The 17,477-nt window shown below is 61.4% G+C and carries 18 protein-coding genes; 7 read left to right on the forward strand and 11 right to left on the reverse strand.

What is annotated here, in order from left to right; genetic code table 11:
• Positions 1 to 9: 9 nt before the first annotated feature.
• Positions 10 to 957 carry an alpha/beta hydrolase family protein gene (locus QP981_RS04770; protein ID WP_147719279.1) on the reverse strand — a complete coding sequence of 316 codons (948 nt, stop codon included), beginning with the start codon at positions 955 to 957 and terminating at the stop codon, positions 10 to 12.
• Between the two features lie 109 nt (positions 958 to 1,066).
• Entirely contained in the window at positions 1,067 to 1,960 is an 894-nt protein-coding gene (locus QP981_RS04775; RefSeq protein WP_187405000.1) for a cation diffusion facilitator family transporter, read from the reverse strand.
• A 43-nt stretch (positions 1,961 to 2,003) separates the two neighbouring features.
• Here QP981_RS04775 and QP981_RS04780 point away from each other — a divergent pair, with 43 nt between their 5' ends.
• Positions 2,004 to 4,421, forward strand: coding sequence for an ATP-dependent RNA helicase (locus QP981_RS04780; protein ID WP_284857535.1), 2,418 nt, complete (start codon positions 2,004 to 2,006; stop codon positions 4,419 to 4,421).
• A gap of 12 nt (positions 4,422 to 4,433) precedes the next feature.
• Here the strand turns inward: QP981_RS04780 and QP981_RS04785 are convergent, their stop codons facing one another.
• The gene (locus QP981_RS04785) at positions 4,434 to 5,600 is read right to left on the reverse strand and encodes a glycosyltransferase 87 family protein (RefSeq protein WP_224433604.1); all 1,167 of its coding nucleotides are present in this window, start codon (positions 5,598 to 5,600) and stop codon (positions 4,434 to 4,436) included.
• A gap of 84 nt (positions 5,601 to 5,684) precedes the next feature.
• On the opposite strand from QP981_RS04785, the gene QP981_RS04790 reads away from it, so the two are divergent.
• Together QP981_RS04790 and QP981_RS04795 are read left to right on the forward strand one after the other, a co-directional pair.
• The gene (locus tag QP981_RS04790) at positions 5,685 to 6,407 is read left to right on the forward strand and encodes a YggS family pyridoxal phosphate-dependent enzyme (protein WP_069359345.1); all 723 of its coding nucleotides are present in this window, start codon (positions 5,685 to 5,687) and stop codon (positions 6,405 to 6,407) included.
• Between the two features lie 30 nt (positions 6,408 to 6,437).
• Positions 6,438 to 6,824: a Rieske (2Fe-2S) protein gene (locus QP981_RS04795; protein ID WP_049193391.1), complete on the forward strand. Its 387-nt coding sequence runs from the start codon at positions 6,438 to 6,440 to the stop codon at positions 6,822 to 6,824.
• A 14-nt stretch (positions 6,825 to 6,838) separates the two neighbouring features.
• Here QP981_RS04795 and QP981_RS04800 read toward each other — a convergent pair whose 3' ends face one another.
• Together QP981_RS04800 and QP981_RS04805 are read right to left on the reverse strand one after the other, a co-directional pair.
• Positions 6,839 to 8,053, reverse strand: coding sequence for a Fic family protein (locus QP981_RS04800; RefSeq protein WP_284857536.1), 1,215 nt, complete (start codon positions 8,051 to 8,053; stop codon positions 6,839 to 6,841).
• A gap of 200 nt (positions 8,054 to 8,253) precedes the next feature.
• The gene (locus tag QP981_RS04805) at positions 8,254 to 9,462 is read right to left on the reverse strand and encodes an MFS transporter (protein WP_049193393.1); all 1,209 of its coding nucleotides are present in this window, start codon (positions 9,460 to 9,462) and stop codon (positions 8,254 to 8,256) included.
• Positions 9,463 to 9,568: 106 nt separating this feature from the next.
• On the opposite strand from QP981_RS04805, the gene QP981_RS04810 reads away from it, so the two are divergent.
• Both QP981_RS04810 and QP981_RS04815 read left to right on the forward strand, forming a co-directional pair.
• A complete protein-coding gene (locus QP981_RS04810; protein WP_070547004.1) occupies positions 9,569 to 10,786 on the forward strand; it encodes a saccharopine dehydrogenase family protein in 1,218 nt (405 codons plus the stop codon).
• Positions 10,783 to 11,634, forward strand: coding sequence for an SDR family NAD(P)-dependent oxidoreductase (locus tag QP981_RS04815; protein WP_284857537.1), 852 nt, complete (start codon positions 10,783 to 10,785; stop codon positions 11,632 to 11,634). The genes QP981_RS04810 and QP981_RS04815 overlap by 4 nt, the downstream gene beginning before the upstream one ends.
• Before the next feature lies 1 nt (position 11,635).
• On the opposite strand, the gene QP981_RS04820 is transcribed toward QP981_RS04815, so the two are convergent.
• The 3 genes from QP981_RS04820 to QP981_RS04830 form a co-directional block, all read right to left on the reverse strand.
• A complete protein-coding gene (locus QP981_RS04820) occupies positions 11,636 to 11,971 on the reverse strand; it encodes a YciI family protein (RefSeq protein WP_049189837.1) in 336 nt (111 codons plus the stop codon).
• A 108-nt stretch (positions 11,972 to 12,079) separates the two neighbouring features.
• Positions 12,080 to 12,580, reverse strand: a complete 501-nt coding sequence (locus QP981_RS04825; protein ID WP_284857538.1) for a hypothetical protein — start codon at positions 12,578 to 12,580, stop codon at positions 12,080 to 12,082.
• 79 nt (positions 12,581 to 12,659) lie between these two features.
• On the reverse strand, positions 12,660 to 13,988 hold the full coding sequence (locus tag QP981_RS04830; protein WP_070642772.1) for a PepSY-associated TM helix domain-containing protein: 1,329 nt from the start codon (positions 13,986 to 13,988) through the stop codon (positions 12,660 to 12,662).
• A 145-nt stretch (positions 13,989 to 14,133) separates the two neighbouring features.
• On the opposite strand from QP981_RS04830, the gene QP981_RS04835 reads away from it, so the two are divergent.
• Positions 14,134 to 15,171, forward strand: a complete 1,038-nt coding sequence (locus tag QP981_RS04835) for an aldo/keto reductase (protein ID WP_284857539.1) — start codon at positions 14,134 to 14,136, stop codon at positions 15,169 to 15,171.
• Here QP981_RS04835 and QP981_RS04840 read toward each other — a convergent pair.
• A complete protein-coding gene (locus tag QP981_RS04840) occupies positions 15,155 to 16,153 on the reverse strand; it encodes an LLM class oxidoreductase (RefSeq protein WP_284857541.1) in 999 nt (332 codons plus the stop codon). The genes QP981_RS04835 and QP981_RS04840 overlap by 17 nt on opposite strands.
• 54 nt (positions 16,154 to 16,207) lie before the next feature.
• Here QP981_RS04840 and QP981_RS04845 point away from each other — a divergent pair, with 54 nt between their 5' ends.
• On the forward strand, positions 16,208 to 17,125 hold the full coding sequence (locus tag QP981_RS04845; protein ID WP_284857542.1) for an FAD-dependent oxidoreductase: 918 nt from the start codon (positions 16,208 to 16,210) through the stop codon (positions 17,123 to 17,125).
• Here QP981_RS04845 and QP981_RS04850 read toward each other — a convergent pair.
• Positions 17,061 to 17,321 (reverse strand): GNAT family N-acetyltransferase, encoded by a 261-nt coding sequence (locus QP981_RS04850; protein ID WP_350309467.1) that lies wholly within the window; start codon positions 17,319 to 17,321, stop codon positions 17,061 to 17,063. The genes QP981_RS04845 and QP981_RS04850 overlap by 65 nt on opposite strands.
• A complete protein-coding gene (locus tag QP981_RS11240) occupies positions 17,300 to 17,443 on the reverse strand; it encodes a GNAT family N-acetyltransferase (RefSeq protein ID WP_342585536.1) in 144 nt (47 codons plus the stop codon). The genes QP981_RS04850 and QP981_RS11240 overlap by 22 nt, the downstream gene beginning before the upstream one ends.
• Positions 17,444 to 17,477: the final 34 nt, after the last annotated feature.

The following is a 17,477-nucleotide window of genomic DNA, read 5'->3' on the forward strand; positions in this document are numbered from 1 at the left end:
ACCTCCTACTTAGCCCTTGTTGGCCTGGAACCAGGCCAGCAGCTCGTCCCATTCCTTCTCGTGACCGGAGCGGAAGTAACCACCGTAGCCCACGCCCTTGCCACCAGCCGGCTGAGCCTGGCGCTTTTCAATCTTTTCAGCAGAGCTCATCACATTGGTAATCAGGTCTGCCGAGGACTCCTCAGTCCAGTAATCATCTGGAACGCGGATGGACAGGAACGGCTGCGGAGCCTTGGAGAAGCGGTTAGCGAAGTCGAACTCGGAATCGTCGAAGAAGTAGCCTTCCTTGCGAGCCCAATGAGCCCACTGACGCATGACACCGTTCGGCGGCTCAACAGCCAGACGCCACGCCGACGCCGGAATGTGGCCGGTAATGAAACCGCTAATCGGGCCGAGAATATTGAAGATGAAGAATGCGCGGACCTTGCCCGCCACTGACGGCACCTTGGAAATACGCATACCGCGGCAGTTGACCAACGCCGCTGCGTCATAGGTGCCCTCGGAGCCGGCGTAGACGATGCCGTGACCACCAACCGCGTGGCCGACAGCGAAGTGCGGCACGTCCGGGTAGGTCTCCTTGGCCCACTCGATCACACCCGGAATATCCTTGGTAATCCAGTCCGACATCCGGATGTCTTCATTGTTCTGGTCAGTCTTCAGAGCGGACTGGCCGATTCCGCGGTAGTCATAGGTGATAACGCCGTAGCCCTTTTCTGCCACGGTCTCAGCGAAACGGTGGTAGAAACCCTGCGGCACACCGGTACCGGAGTGAACGGTGATGATGCCGTTGGGAATGTTCTCTGGGTTCTCCTTCGGGCGGAACATGGTTCCGCGCAGCAGGACGCGGTCATTAGCCGGAATAATGATGTCCTGCCGAGGGCACGGCTCCGGCAACTTCGGGCTCTTCGCGGAAAAACGGCTATCCCCAGTGGAAGTGGTTGAGGCTTCGGAGGTCATTTATGCAGTTCCTTCGAGTGGACTTAAACAGTGCATGATTTTGTATACACAATCTTAAAGTGTAAGGCTCATCACTTTCAGCGCTTTCGTGGAATTTGCCTCACTCGCGCTACAACTGCACATCCCCATAGGCGCGTTCGTCCTCAATTGGCTCCAGATGCGAGGAGATATGCACACCTGGAAAACGCTCCCGCAGCTCATTTTCCATCGCGGTAAGCACATCGTGACCGCGCTCCACGCTCCACGCGCCCGGCACCAGCACATGGAACTCAATGAACTTCTGATGCCCCGACTCGCGAGTGCGGATTTCGTGGACGTCAATGCCACGACTCCGGTCACGGTGCGAGGCCAAAATCTCATCCACCGCCACGCGGTCGTCGCCCTCCATGGCCTTGTCCATCAGGCCGTTACCGGAATCGCGCAGCAGCTTGTAGCCAGCGACCAGGATGTTTACAGCCACGGCCAGCGCGATAATCGGGTCGAGCCACCACAGGTCGGTAGCCCACACCAGCGCCACACCCGCCAGAACGCCGGCGGAGGTCCACACGTCGGTCATAAGATGCTTGCCGTCGGCGGTCAGAGCCAGGGAGTTGTGTTGGCGCCCGGCCTTAAGCAGAATCAGCGCCACCGCACCATTGATCACCGAGGCAATCACGGTCACGATGAGGCCCAGGCCAATCTGCTCAATCGGCTGCGGGTTCACCAACCGCTCGATGGAGACATAAATAATGGCCGCCGCCGCCACGAAGATCATGGCACCTTCCAGCCCGGCCGAGAAGTACTCTGCCTTGGAATGGCCGAACTCATGGTCGCGGTCTGCGGGCCGCGCGATAACCTTGAGCACGATAATTGCGACAACTGCCGCAACCAGATTGACAATCGACTCCGTCGCGTCGGAAAGCAGGCCCACCGATCCGGTCAGAGTGTAGCCCCAAAACTTCAGCGCGATGGTGACGACCGCCGCCCCCACTGAAAGCCAACCAAAACGAGATAAGTCCTGCATATGCAGGCATTTTACCCGCCTTTCCGGAGTTACTACCAGTTCTATGAGCACCGATTTCCAGTTCAATTTGCAGAACATTTCTGCAGGCCTGCCGTTCGCGTCGCAGCTCGCCTCGCTTGCCGACGCCGTGCGCGACCACGACGTAGTAGTCCAGGCCCCACCGGGTACCGGCAAGACCACTTTGGTTCCACCGGCGGTGGCCAACACCCTGGGCGGCCGCATTGTGGTCACGGCTCCCCGGCGCGTGGCGGTGCGCTCGGCGGCGCGGCGGTTGGCGCAGTTGTCGGGCACGAAGCTCAGTGAGGAAGTTGGCTACTCGGTGCGTGGCGACGCAAAAGTTTCCCGCGCCACCCGCGTTGAGTTTGTCACTCCCGGTGTGCTGCTGCGCCGACTGCTGCGCGACAGCGACGTGGATGCCAGCGCGGTGCTCATCGACGAGGTGCACGAGCGCGGCTTGGACACCGACCTGGTGTTGGCGATGGTGCGCGACTTGCGGGATATCCGCGATGACCTGCGCCTTGTCGCTATGTCGGCGACGGTGGACGCGCCGAAGTTCTCGGCCTTGCTCGGCGCCTCCACCCCGGCCCCCATTGTGGCGGCGGAGGCGGAGATCTTTCCGCTGGACATCCGCTACGCGCCCTTTCCGCAGCGGCTGGATGCACGCGGTGTGACCGACGACTTCCTGCAGCACGTTGCCGCCCAGGCCAGCACACTCGCGGAAGAAGCCGCCGGTGATGTGCTGGTTTTCCTCCCCGGCATCCGCGAGGTGGAACGCTGCGCAGGCTATATCGCGGATTCCTCGGAGGTGGCGGTGCTGACGCTGCACGGCCAGCAGAGCTCCGAGGAGCAGGACCGCGTGTTCCGTCGGCAAGCGGACGGTAGGCGCGTGATTGTGTCCACCGCGATTGCGGAATCATCCGTGACCGTGCCGGGCGTGCGCGCCGTTGTCGACGCCTGCCTCGCGCGCGGACCGCGACTCGACATTGCGCGTGGCTTCTCCGGCCTGGTCACCAGCTCGTGTGCACAGTCCTCGGCGAACCAGCGCGCAGGCCGAGCGGGACGTGAGGGCCCAGGCATCGTGGTGCGCTGCGTCTCCCAGTCGGAATTCGCGTCCTTTCCCGCCTGGCCCGCGCCGGAAATCGAGGTCGCCGACCTGACCCAAGCGCTCCTCGACGCCGCCGCGTGGGGCACGCCGGGGATGCAGGGACTGAAGCTTCTCGACGCCCCACCACCCCACCACGCCGAGGCTGCAAACCGCATTCTCGCTGGCCTGGGCGCTGTTGATGAGGCCGGTGACATCACGGAACTCGGCCGCACCCTGGCTACCCTGCCGGTGCATCCGCGCATGGGACGCGCGCTGCTGACCGCCACGGCCATGATGCCGCAGCACGCGGGCGCGGTCGCACGCGCGGTGGAGAAACTCACCGACGCCCGCGGCTTGGCCAAGCAGGTGCGCCGCATTGAGCTGGATACTGAAGCCCCCGCCAACCTGCTGCCCTCGGACATCTCCGCGCTGGTCACGGCCCTGGCGTGGCCGGATTTCATCGGGCGACGGCGCAGTGCGAATTCCGACGAGTACCTTTTCACCGGCGGCACCGCAGCGGAACTCGCCCGCGGTTCTGACCTACACGGCCACGAGTGGATTGCGGCCGCCGACATCTCGCGGCTCTCCCACGGTCGTGCGCTCATCCGCACCGGCGAGGCGATCGACCTGGAAATCGCCATGCTCGCCGCCGGCCACCTCGCCCGCACGGAGACCACGGCGCGCGTCGAACAGGGCCGCGTTCGCGCCCGCGCGCGCGACCTGCTCGGTGCCATCGAACTGTCCTCCCGCCAGGTCTCCCCGACGCCCGAGCAGTGCATCGCCGCCAACTCCGCTTGGCTTGCCACCGCGCTTACCGACGCCTCCCCCAACCTCGACCGCGACACCGAACAGCTCCGCCGCCGCATGGCCTTTCTCCACACTCATCGCGGTGCCCCATGGCCGGATGTCTCCCCCGCAGGGCTGGCGGCCCAGGCCGAGCTCCTCTTTGCTGGCGAGCTGGACCGCCCGACCCCACCCAAGCTAGATGCCGAACACCTCCGCCGCCTGCTGCCCTGGCCGGAGGCCACGGACTTCGACCGGCTGGTGCCCGAACGCCTGGAGGTCCCCTCCGGTTCGAAGATTCGCCTGGAGTACCCGGAGGACCCCACGAACCCTGAGGCAAAGATTGTGCTCGCCGTGAAGTTGCAGGAGTGCTTCGGCCTGGCGGAGACCCCGCAGGTATTGGAAAAGCCGGTGACAATGCATTTGCTGTCACCGGCTCAGCGACCACTCGCGGTCACTCAGGACTTGGAAAGTTTCTGGAATGGCGCCTACGCACAGGTTCGCTCCGAGATGCGGGGCCGTTACCCCAAGCACCCGTGGCCGGAGAACCCGTGGGAGGAGCAGGCTACTGCGAGAACGAAGCGTCGTCGTTAAGCAAGCCCGTCGTTAAGCAGCTGCCTGTGCCCGCACGCGACTGGGCTTGCGCCAGAGGTAGATTGCGTAGCCCAGGCAGGTGAAGAAGAGCACGCCGCCCATGATTCCCTGCATGTTGCCGTAGAACCACTGCCCCACATTGGCAGCGTGGCCGAAGTCATTGCCCACGAACACCTCGTACGGTGCCCACCAGTGGGCGATCATGAACAGGACACCGACAATAATGTGCCCGATCTCGCGGACGAAGAGCACCAGCGGCACGAAGACCATGACGATCGACCAGTGGTGGCTGACCGCGTATGGCCCGGCGAAGCTGACCGCCAGCGCAACGAAACCAAGGGCTGCGACATCATAGCCGTTGCGGTGGTAGATCCACGCCACGAAAGCAGCAGCGATGGCACCGATGAGGAAGAAACCGTAGATGCCAATATCGAGCGCGGTACCCTCCACCCCGGCGCGGGCGAGCAGACCACTGAACGCCTGGTTGGCCTCATAGGTCGGGGCGCCACCGCGGTTGCCGGCGAAGAACTCATCGGTCCAGAAGTAGATGGACTCCTTAAAGCGCACGGCGAAACCAATAGCGACGGTCACCAGGAACCAGCAGAAGCTCTTGGCCACGGCCGCAAAGTCACGGCGCATGAGGAACACCAGCGCATATGCCGCGGGGGTGATCTTAATTCCCGCCGCGATACCCACGCCCAGTCCACGCAGTTTCTTGGGCAAAAAGCCCAGCACATCGGAGACCACCAGCAGCGCGAGGAAGACGTTGATCTGCCCGAAGAGCACGTTGGCGCGCAGCGGGTCGAGCAGCATCACAACACCGAGCACGCAGGTAGCCATCAGCTTCGGACGCTCAGAGCCGAGACGAGTGAAGACCATCCACAGCATCGCCCACACCGCCGCCAGCGTGGCGAACGTCCAGATGATCTGCAGGGTCACCGGCCCCGCCCAGGTCAGCGGGTAAAACAGCAGCGCCGCAAACGGTGGGTAGATGAAGCGGAAACCCGATCTGGTGGGAAACTCTGGTGAGTAGAGATCCTGGTCTCGTCGTAGTGCCCAGCCGGCGTCTTGGAAGACCTCGAGGTCCATCATGTAGGCAGTTGCCGCAAGATAGATGAAGTCGATGACAACGACCAGCGACACCAGCCCAAATACAATTGCCAAGATCCGTCTCTGCATGACGGAAAGCGTCGAGAGTCTGTCCATGAGCATGATTCGACACTACCGCACAGTTCTTCCTACTCAGGCCTTAGAGTGGGAGGTATGTTCGTGGAAAACTATCGCAAGGTTCGCTCCGAGATCGACGACGCTTGCCGACGAGCTGGGCGCCAGCCCTCCGAGGTCCGCCTGCTGCCCGTCAGCAAGACTGTGCCTGTCGACGCCCTGGTGGAATCCTGGCCGGAGCTCGCAGCAGCCGGCTGCGCTGGCCTGGCGGAAAACCGCGTCCAGGAAGCGGTGGCCAAGGCGGAGGCATTCCGGGAGGCCTTCGGCGACAAGGCACCACATATGGCCATCATTGGTCCACTGCAGACGAACAAGGCCGGCCACTTAGTCAGCTGTGCTGATGAGTTTCAGGCGCTGGATCGCCCGAAGGTGGCCGGGGCGCTGCAGCGTCGCTTGGCCGATTCCGAGCGCACGCTCGATGTGTTGATTCAGGTCAATGCCTCCCGCGAGCCGCAGAAGTCGGGTCTGGCGCCGAGTCACGCGGCGGAGTTTGTCCGCATGTTTGGCCCCGATGGCGAATACCCGAACCTGCGTCTGCGCGGGTTTATGACCATCGCGGCCCAGAATGATCCGAATGTGCGCGAGACCTTCGCGGAGCTGCGGGAGCTGCGGGACAGTCTGCTCGGGGATTTGCCGGACGGTGTCAGCCTCAACGAACTGTCAATGGGTATGTCCGGCGACTACCGCGAAGCCATCGCCGAGGGGGCGACCACCGTCCGTGTGGGACGCGCCATCTTCGGTGAGCGCTCCTATCAGAAATAAAGGTCGCGAAATAGAGGTAATCTCAATGCCATGAGTTCTGATGTCTCCCCGTGCTCCCGTCGTCGTTTCCTCCTGGGAACTGCCGCCACTGCAGCTGGCGCACTCGTAGCCGCTTGTGCACCAAAGTCTGCGGTGGAAAAGGTTGACGCTGCCGACATTCCGGTTGGCGGCGGTGTGGTGATCGGCAATTACGTCGTCACGCAGCCGGAGGAAGGCAAGTTCGCCGCTTTCTCCAGTTCCTGCCCGCACCAGAATGGTCGCATCACTGAGGTCAGCAATGGTGTGATGATTTGCCCGAACCACAACTCCCAATTTGACATTGCTACTGGTGAGGTTGTTTCTGGCCCCTCGCGTAAGCCCGCTGGCCAGGCATCGCTTTCAGCCGAAGGCACTGAGCTGATTGTGGGCCAGAAGTAGGTTCCGGAAGCAGATTAGTGTTCGGTGGGTTCAAGGCCTAGAAGGTCTACGCCAGCCGGCGCCAGCTGGAATCGCAGCGGGCGGCGGCTCGTCGGCGTTGCCAGTCCTTGAGCCTCTAACTCGGCGAGATACTTTCGCGCTGTCCGCTTCTCCTTGCCGATGGTGTCGGCGACGTGTTCGAGCTTGATTCCATAATCAGGTCCGAACAACCGAGCCTGTGCCAGGACAAAAAGCGTCCCGATTTCGTTGTCTGTCAGCGACACGGACAGTGCCTGCTCGGGCGAGTTGGTTAGCTCAGCTACCCGCTGTTCAAGCTTCTCGCACTGGTGGGACTTCATCTGCAGCTCTTCCAGCAAATACTGCTGAGCATTCAGAATGACATCAGCCATCACCTCGACGAAGAACGTGACTTCGCCCCGGTTCATTGGGTCTTCCGTAGTGGTAAAAGCCTTGTAATACTTCGCTTTATCCTCAGCGAGTTGGCGAGAAATAGTCAGCGCTGTGGCAGGTGAGAGTGTCTCCCGCAAAGCCACTGACAGCAGAAAACGCCCCATCCGACCATTGCCGTCATAAAACGGGTGAACGAACTCGAACATGAAATGGCTTGCCAGAATTCGAATAAGCCGATTGTCCTCTGAGGAATTCACCGTTTCCAGGAACTCATTGAGAAGTTGGTGAATGGCAGCTTCACTTTCAACACCGCGATGAATCTGTCGCTGCCCATCGATAATTGTGACCGTTGATGCTCTAAAGAGTTCACCGTCTAACTCATCCTCGGCGCCAATTTCATCGCCGAGAAGTTGATCGTATTGCTGCCGGATCCCTGTGAGCGTTGTCGGAAACTCAATCCGCTCATCGTTTGCCAGCCGGAAATAGAGCTGACTGAACTCATGAAAGCGCTTGTGCTGGGTTCCCGAAGTGTTGTCCAACGCCTCGGCGACTTCTCGCCGTGTGGAGTGAATCCCCTCAATCTCATTGGTGGCTACCACCTCGGCCAGGAGCAGATTGAAGAGATAGTGAGTCCGCGCGGCACCCGGCAGACGATTCCACAACTGTGAAATCTGCAGCTCTAGAGACAGAATCTTTTCAACCCTGGCTGCGAGATCGCTTGTAATGCAGCAAAAGAGTGGCCACTGCCCCAGCGGAAAGTGCCACTGAATCGTCGACGGGGAGTCTTTGCGTGACTGGTACTCGCTCTCCACTGCCTGCTCCGCATCGTGTGCAGCCATGTGGAAGATCCTCTTAAGCGGATAGCGCTTCACGGCGAGTCTCCCCCTTCTGTTTCCAATGCTTTTTACATGATGCTTTCTACATATAGTGCCCTAAAAACGAACCCTTAATGTAAAAAATCACCGTTTTTTACATTAAGGGTTCGTTTCTTGGTGTCTAAATGTACCTTGCTGGCGATTTTCCCCCTACCGCGTTACCCTTAGCGCCTCGGCTTCAACCCCGCTACGGCACACGCGCCCGCGATGAAGGACAGCGCCACCAGCCACGGAATCAGCCCTGCCCACTCAAAGCGGCTGAACACCATGCCGGATACCCAACCGACAATGGACGAGCCCGCGTAGTAGCTGAACAGATACATCGATGATGCCTCGGCGCGGTCGCGCTGCGCCACCAGCCCCACACCGGACGAGGACAGCGAGTGGGCCACGAAGAACGATGCCGTGAACACGAGCACGCCCACGATCAGCGCGGGCAGCCACGGCAGCAGCGCCAGCCCCAGGCCCATGCACGCCGCCAGAGTCGCAATGGCGATGAGGCGACGGCGGCTCACCGTCTTCGCCCACACACCCGCGCGTGCCGACGACCACGTGCCCGACAGGTAGAGAATAAATACGAACCCTGCCAGTGCCGGGGAGAGCCCGAACTTATCGCCCAGCCGGAAGCCCAGGTAGTTGTACAGGGAGACAAACGCTCCCATAAACAGGAACGCCAGGGCGCACAGCGCCAGGATGCGCGGGTCGCGCAAGTGTCGCGCAATGGCCTGCCCCTCCCCTGCAAACGACAGTTTCTTCGGCTTAAACCTGCGCTGTTGCGGCAGGAAGTACCAGGTCAGAATGGCGAAGATGAACGCCACCGTCGCCGAGACCGCAATCGCCACCCGCCAGGAGGCGAACTCCAGCACAATGGACGGAATGATACGGCCGAGCAGGCCACCGACCGTCGTGCCCGAGATATACAGCCCCATCACGCGACTGACGTGGTCGGCGTGGACTTCCTCACTGACATACGCCATAGCCACTGCGGGCACACCGGCAATGACAATGCCCTGCAACAGGCGCAGCGCAATCATCGAACCGATGCCCGGCGCGATTGACACCACGAGCCCCAGTAGCGTTGCCACAAATGCGCTGATGACGATGACGCGCCTGCGCCCAAAGCGTTCCGACAAAATGGACACCGGGATAATCGCACAGGCCAAGCCACCGGTGGTGGCGGATACCGTCAGCGCGGCGGTGGCGGGGTCGACCGATAGCTCGTCGGAAAGCGTGGGCAGTAGCGCCTGCGTTGCGTAGAGCGCTTGGAACGATGCCAGGCCAGCGAAAAGCACAGCAATAAGCGCGCGACGGAATCCGGGATCTTCTGGCCGCAGTCCTTCGATCTGTTCGGGGTTTTCGTTAGCGCTAGTCACTTGTCCTACGTTAGCCCTCCCTCCAAACCCCTCGCTGAATACACGGATTCAGAAAACCTTTTTAATTCGCCCGCGGTATCGCTTTCGTTTTATTAGTTTCGTAGGCATGACTACTTCTTCCGCACAGCCACAGAGTCGCAACCACGACCGCGAGTACGACATCGTCGTCTACGGTGCCACGGGTTTCGTGGGCCGCTTGATTGTGGACTATCTGGCTAAACACGCCGGTCAGACGAAGGTGGCGCTGGCAGGCAGGAACGCTCAGAAGCTTGCCGACGTCGCGGAGAACGCAGGCGTATCGGACTGGCCGGTCATTGTTGCGGATGCTGCCGACCAGCCGGCGGTGGCTCAGCTTGCGGCCAGTACAAAGGTGGTGCTGACCGTTGTGGGGCCGTATGCGAAGTACGGTCGCACCCTGGTGGCCGAGTGCGCCAAGGCCGGTACTCACTACGTCGACCTGTGTGGCGAGGTGCTGTTCGTCCACGACTCCATCGCGAATAACCACGAGGTGGCACAGCAGACCGGAGCGAAGATTGTTCACTCTTGCGGCTTCGACTCGATTCCTTCCGACGTCGCTGTCCGCGAGCTCCACGAGGCGGCCCACACCAAGCTCGGTGAGACAACCCTGCTGTTCAAGCACGTCAAGGGCGGGGTCTCCGGCGGCACTATCGATTCGGTCCGCGTCCAGCTTGCACAGGCCAAGAAGGACCCCAAGCTGCGTCGCATCATCGCGGATCAGTACGCCCTGGCTGAGCCGGGTCCCGACCAGGGTAAGTTTGGCGTCGACCTGCGCCCGGCGCGCTTCCGCCGCCACTGGCGAGCGCCCTTCTTCATGTCGCCGTTCAACACCCGCATTGTTCAGCGCTCGGCGATGCTGGCGGATTACGGTGATTCCTTCCGCTACCGCGAGCTACTCAATGTCGGCCGTGGTCCGAGGGCTTTCGTGCGCGCAAATATTTTCGCGGCTGTCTGCAGGTTGGCGCTGGCGGCGATGGCGTTCGGGCCGACGGCCAAGCTCATTGATAAGAAGCTGCCGAAGCCGGGTGAGGGCCCGAGCGCTGAAGAACAGGCCGAGGGTCGCTTCACCATCGAGGCCTACACTGTCGATACCTCCGGCATTCACTGGCGTTCCAAGGTGTCTCTCGAGGAAGACCCGGGGTACGCAGGCACCGCGATTATGATTTCCAGCGCCGCCCTCGCACTCGTCCACGACGATCTGCCGGACGCTACCGGCGTGCTCACTCCTACTGTCGCGCTTGGCGACGCCCTGTCCCGCCGTCTCCGCGCGGGCGGCATGACCATTGAGGCGGTGCAGGCTCGATGATTGGCGGCCTGACCGGTGCTTTTGCGAATCTCACCCGCGGACCGAAACTGCCGAGTGTAGGTGGCGGCCGTGCGTTAGTGACCGGCGCTTCCTCCGGCATCGGCTGGGCATGCGCAGAGGCACTGGTCAAGGCCGGTTTCGAGGTCGTTGGTACGTCCCGCAGGGGCGCGGAGGCGCCGCACCCCGAGGGCGTGCAGATGGTGGCGCTCGACATGTCCAGCGCCGACGACATCGCTGCTGTGGTCGCCCACGGGCCTTACGACGTCGTCGTCGCCAACGCCGGTGAGAGCCAGTCGGGCGCTTTCGAGGAGCTACCCCGCGAGGCGATTGAGCGTCTCTTCCAAGTCAATGTTCTGGGGCAGGTGGAGCTGTTACAGCAGCTGCTGCCCGGCATACGCGAGGCCGGTCGTGGCCGAATTGTACTGGTTGGATCGATGCTCGGCGGGTTGCCGCTGTCCTACCGTTCTTCCTATGTGGCGACGAAGGCCGCTATCCGCGGCTTTGGGCTTTCGTTGCGCGGTGAAGTCGCGCAGTTCGGTATTGGAGTGACGGTTGTCGAACCGGGTGCCATCAACACGGGGATTTCTACACGTCGGACAACGTATGGCGATGAGGGTTCCGTTTACGCTGCTGATGTCCACCGCATGCTGACGAAGTTGAACGCCAATGAGAAAGGCGGCATTCCCGCTTCTGAGATTGCGGAGGTGGTTATGCGCGAGGTGACCGCCGAGCGACCTTTGGCTCTGGTGGCGCGGGGGTCGTCGGCAAGCGTTGCAGTGCCCTTCATGCGGCGAATCCCGACGCAAGCGATGTTGACCATCATGCGCCGGGTGCACGGGCTGCGGTGAGTTAATCGGCGACGGCGCGCATTTCGACTGCCTGCGCGCACGCCTCCGCGGCTTCGTGGGCTAGATTGATGGCCTCTTGCTCGTCTGCGACTTGGACAATCCAAAAAGCTGACGGGAACGTCATCGCGTTGTAGTACGGCAAATCGCTGTGCGAACCATCCGGCAGCACCGTCATGGCATCCTCTGGTGGGACCAGCCCGCCGGACATAACCCAGTGGCCTTCGTCCTGAAGCTTCTGATTGAAGCGCCCAATCCGTTCAAAGGCAGCGTGCATTTCCTCATCAGAGTCATACGCGTTGATATCTCTGCGGCCATGGACCGTGAAAAAGTACTGCACACCAAGCTCCTGAGTTTCGTTTTGCTAAGTGTAACAGATTGAGCGGGGCTGGAACCGGGAATTTGCGGGGAATTTAGAGCTTTGGTTGAGCGTTTTTGCGGCCAGGACCTAGTTCTCCTGTTGCGCCAATTCCTGTTTCGCAGCGGCGGCTCGCTGTGCCCTAATCTCCGCTACCTGCTGCTTGCGGGTATTGAAACCCATGCGCCACGGGGCGGCTAGACCTGAGTCGGGGGCATGCGGGTTATCGCGCCAAGATTTTCCCTCGTTGTAGGCCTGCGCGCCCTCACGGTATGCGGCGGACTGCTGAGAAAAAGTTGGATACGGCTGTTCGTCAGCCTGCCTGGCCTGCGCGCCGACCGATTTCATTCTCGCGCGCAGTTCCTTGACTTTGTTCTCAATCTTTTTGTTGTAGCGTTCCTGCTGCTCTGCGATCTCAGCGAGTGCCTGCTGCTCGGTGATGGGGTCGAACGAGTCTTGTCCTGCCTTGTCGTAGGCTTCCTTAGCGCGCGGGGTGCGCTCCCAATCACGCAAAGACGGATTGTAAACGCACCAGTCTTCCTGGCCGTCGTCTTTGTAGATACTGCCACTGTGATCCCAATACCTTGTCATGCGTTTACCCTCCTGAGTGTTTTTCATGGGTCTTACCACGCCGTTAGGTACAGGGAACCCGAAGGCGACAGAACCTACACTAACCTCTCCGCAGCTTCCGCCAGACCCAATCAACGATCACGAAGCCAACGAGAGTCACACCGAACAGTGGTGCAACCACCGAGTAGGCAATCAGCAGCGCCACAACGGCCGCTGCAACTCCCGGGCGAATGTCCCGCCAACGCGTCGGCGCCGGGAGCCTGCCAGGACGGCCACCTCGACCGCGCCCAAACCACATGGCGTAACCGCGCACAATCATCGCCAACAGAGCGACACCAATCAGCGCCAGGATCAGCTGATTCACCCACCCGAACAGGATGCCCATGTGCGCGTTGATCAGCCATTCGGTCAGCTTCGCCGGCAGCGGCCAGTCCGCAAAGTGAATCCGATCAACCATCGTTCCGGTCGACCCGTCAACGGTGACGGTCTCAATACCCATCCGCCACTCCTCGCGGGCTTCCTTGGCCATCCACACCGTGCCAGCTTCCGGTGGAGTCAGTTCGACTTTCCCGGCCAGCCCCTCGGCACGTGCGAGGTTCATAACACTATCTGCCTCTGACCAGTCATAATTCGCTGGTGCAGTCGCAGTCATGGCTGGTTTCGGTGCGTACCAGTCCATCGTCTCGCGCAGCTTTGCGATGCCCGTTCCAGCCACCCACGACCACGTCAGGCCGGTGACAGTCAGGAACAGAAGTCCAACGCTAACCGCCACGCCAACATTCGCGTGACGACGCATATGATGCGCCCTCTTACTTGTTCCCTGTGTCCGCTTGCGACGCGAACGGTCCCACCAGAGCCAGAGGCCACCAATAGCCAGTGCGCCCATCCAGGATGCTGCCGTCTCGGAGTAGAGGCGACCAAAGTTGCTATCAATCCAGAGCCTGCGGTGCCCTTCCGAGATCCACGCCCGCAGTGGCAGCGCCGCCGAGGAACCGTATTGCACCAGGTCACCCTTGATGCTCAAGTCGCCTGGGTCAACGAACACCGCATGTCGGTAGGACTCCGACTTCAGCTGCTCGTCATTGAACATGACTCGCGTTGTCTGCCCCGGCTTTTCCGGGACCTGCACTGCGGTCACCGGCAGGTCAGGGTGCACACGCTGCGCGACCTCAACCTGCTTTTCCAGTGGTTGTGCGGGAAGGCTTGATGTTGCAGTTAGTTCTTCGTGGTAAACCACCTTTTCTATGCTCGGGGCGAGGGCATACGCCACGCCTGTGATAGCTGCAATAACGAGTAGTGGCGCAACGAGGATGCCTGCAACGACATGGATTCGGTGCAGTAATGCTCGTGGCCCACCATTTTTCTGAGTCTGTGCGACGGGGTTTGCGGCTGGCGTTCCAGCGGCATCGCCTGTGGCTATTGAAGTCATGCCTTATTAGTCGGACGAATTGCCTCAGTTGTTCCCCAGCAAGCTCACTTTTATTACTTCCAGGGGTAGCCATTCGGCCACGCGCCTCGTTGTCGGCCACCTTGTGCGCAACTACCCGTCGTTAAGCACGCGTACCCTCGTAGACATGGCTTACCCAGACGTGTACCGCGCCGATGAAAACCGCTATGAGACGATGCCGTACAACCGCTCCGGCAGTACAGGGCTGAAGCTTCCAGCCATTACACTGGGACTTTGGCATAACTTTGGTGATGACCGACCGCTCGAGACGCAGCGTGAAATCCTGCGCACCGCGTTCGACCACGGCGTCACGCACTTCGACCTCGCCAACAATTACGGCCCACCGCAGGGCTCTGCGGAGGCGAATTTCGGTCGCATCATGGCCAAGGATTTCGCTCCCTACCGCGACGAAATGATTATTTCCTCCAAGGCCGGTTGGTACATGCAGGATGGCCCCTACGGCTTCGGCGGCTCGCGGAAGTACCTCGTGGCCAGCTGCGATGCCTCGCTGAAGCGCATGGGCCTGGATTATGTGGACATTTTCTACCACCACCGCCCCGACCCGGATACGCCTATCGAGGAAACCGTCGCCGCCCTCGATTTCCTCGTCCGGTCGGGTCGCGCGCTCTACGTCGGCGTGAGCTCCTACTCCCCCGAGCTCACTCGCCGCGCGCAGAAAATTGCCCGTGAGCTGGGCACACCGCTGACCATTCACCAGCCGAGCTACTCCATGTTCAACCGCTGGATCGAGGACGAACTGCTGGCAACCTGCGCCGACGAAGGCATGGGCGTCATCGCCTTTTCTGCACTTGCGCAGGGGCTTCTCACCGACCGCTACTTGGATGGCGTGCCGGAGTCCTCGCGTCTCGGGGCGCACAAGATGAACTCGGGGTTCCTCAACGACGACACGCTCACCGCCATCCGCGAGCTCAACGCCATTGCTTCACGACGAGGCCAGTCCCTGGCACAGATGGCCATCTCGTGGGTGCTCCGCCGTGACGAAGTGACCTCCGCCCTGATTGGTGCATCCTCGGTGGAGCAGCTGAAGAACAGCCTCGGCGCCTTGGAGGCTGCGCCGTTTAGCGATGAAGAACTCACAGAGATTGACAAGTGGGCCGTTGACCGCGGGATCAATCAGTGGCAGGGGGCTACGGAGTCTGTGTAGGTGACTCATCGAGCGCCGGCAGCACATACTCAAGCAGCTCATCAATCTGCTCTTCCGCATCCCGCTTTGAGGTGCGGAAGTTGATGCTGACATGATTGATGCCGAGCTGTCGCTGGGATTGCAGCAGTTCAATGAGCTTGTTGCGTCCAAGCCGGTACCCGAAGTGGCCGCCCTGCGCGGGGGCGTCGGGGTCTTCATGCAGGTCAATCCACAGTGATTCCAGGAAGGGTTTGAACACGCCCTCGCCGCACTCCTGGGCCACCGCTTCCTGCCAGTTGGCGATATTTTTCTTCTGCATCTCCAGGCCTTTGTGGTACATGAACCACCCGTCGGTATTCGCGGCCTTCCACTCCAGGCTCTGCTGACAGGAGCCGGTGGCCAACAGCGGAACTCGGCGGGCCAGCGGCTTGGGCACCACATCGGATCCGCCCATCTTGCCCTCGGACCAGCGGATGGGCCGGTAGCTAGTGCTGAGGGCCTTTTCATAGACCCCGATATGCTCGCGGAAACGCTCACCGCGCTTGCCTTTGTCCTGGTTAAAGGCGGGGAACTCCTCGGGGCGATCGCCGGTGGCAACGCCAAAGAGGAAACGGCCGTCGGAAAGCCTGTCCAGCGTGGCAGCGCGCTTGGCCATCACCAGCGGATGCTGGAAGGGCACGACGACTGCACCGGTGCCGAGCGCGATATCGGTGGTGTGTGCAGCGATGTAACTGAGGTACATCCAGGGGTCGTAGACCTGGCCGACGTCGCCGAATGTTTCCACGCGCAGCGGGATGTCGCGTGCCCACACCGCCGCGATGCCTGCGCGTTCGACTTTCTGAATCAGCCGAATCTGGTTGCTCAGCGCGTCCTTGGGCTCGGCTTCGGCGTCCTGCTCGATGGGCAGACTCAGCCCTACCGTGAGTCGGCCCGGCGCGAATGTGCGCTGGTAACCGGGTAGTTCGTCGATGGGCTTGTCCGAAAGATCAAACAGCGAGCTCATGGTGCTCCACGGTAGTACAGCTCGAGGTGCGGCACTCGTCGTTAAGCTGGGAGCATGCTTGAGGATGTCATCATCGTCGGTGGCGGCCAAGCTGCCCTCGCTACCGCCTATTACTTGCACAAACGCGGCATTGATCCGCTCATTCTGGACAATCAGCCCGCTCCCGGCGGCTCCTGGCGCAATGTCTGGCCCTCACTGACGCTCTTTTCCACCCCGGACTTTTCCAACCTTCCGGGCATCCAGATGCCCAATTATGACGGTTTCCCGCCCGCTTCCCACGTGATTGACTACCTCAGCTCCTACGAAAAGCGCTACGAACTGCGCGTTCAGCGCCCGGTCGCCGTCACGGACGTCTCCCACGACGGCACCTTCCACCTCACCAGCGATGCCGGTGACTTCGAATCCCGCCAGCTCATCGCCGCCACCGGCAACCGGCCCTTCGTCCCGTATTACCCCGGCACGACCGCCGCAAAACAGTGGCATTCGGCCAACTACCCAGGTCCCGAGCCCTTCGAAGGCTCCCGCGTTGCCGTTGTCGGTGCGGCGAACTCCGGCGCACAAATAGCCTCTGAACTGGTACTTTCCAACATCGACACCACCTGGTTCACCCGCCACGAACCACGCTGGATGCCCAACGACGTCGACGGCCGCGTCCTGTTCAAACGCTACCGCCAGGGCTCCACCGACAGCATCGGCGACATCGTCGTCCTACCGCCCGTCCGCAAAGCCCGCGACTCCGGCGCACTCACCTGGACGCCCATGTTTTCTTCGCTTGACGACGTCCACGCGGACCACCTCATCTGGTGCACCGGTTTCCGCCCAGCGCTCGGCCCTTTCCGCAGCATCGACTCGGACCTCATCGAGTTCGTCGGCTACGGCGACTGGGTTGGCCCCGGCGCCGCCACGATCATGGGTGTTGGCCCCTTCGCCAAACGCGCGGCCGAGCGGGTGGCTGCCCGTCTGTCAGCATGACCTGCATTAGCATCATGTCCAACCAGCGCCCGTTCTTCGTCCCCACCTGCGGCAGTAGCCCAACACGCTGGAAGCCGTACTTTTTGTGCAGCGCAATCGACCCCTCGTTGCTGCCTTCAATCGCCACAACCAAGACATGCTTTCCCGCCTCGCGAGCAGCATCGATGGTCGCGCTTAACAGTGCGCCGCCATCCATGCGATGCGATCCTCCGCACTGACAGTGTCATCATTCCAGATGGCGACGGTGTTGATCACGGCCTCGTTGTAGATCTCCGCGATTGCTGCGGCGTCCTCCCGCGTTGCGTGCCGGATGATCACGGTTTTGCTCCCCATTGTCTGCGCTGTTTCTGTG

Origin of the sequence: Corynebacterium sp. MSK047 (assembly GCF_030232285.1) — a bacterium.
GTDB classification, from domain to species: Bacteria; Actinomycetota; Actinomycetes; order Mycobacteriales; family Mycobacteriaceae; genus Corynebacterium; species Corynebacterium jeikeium_D.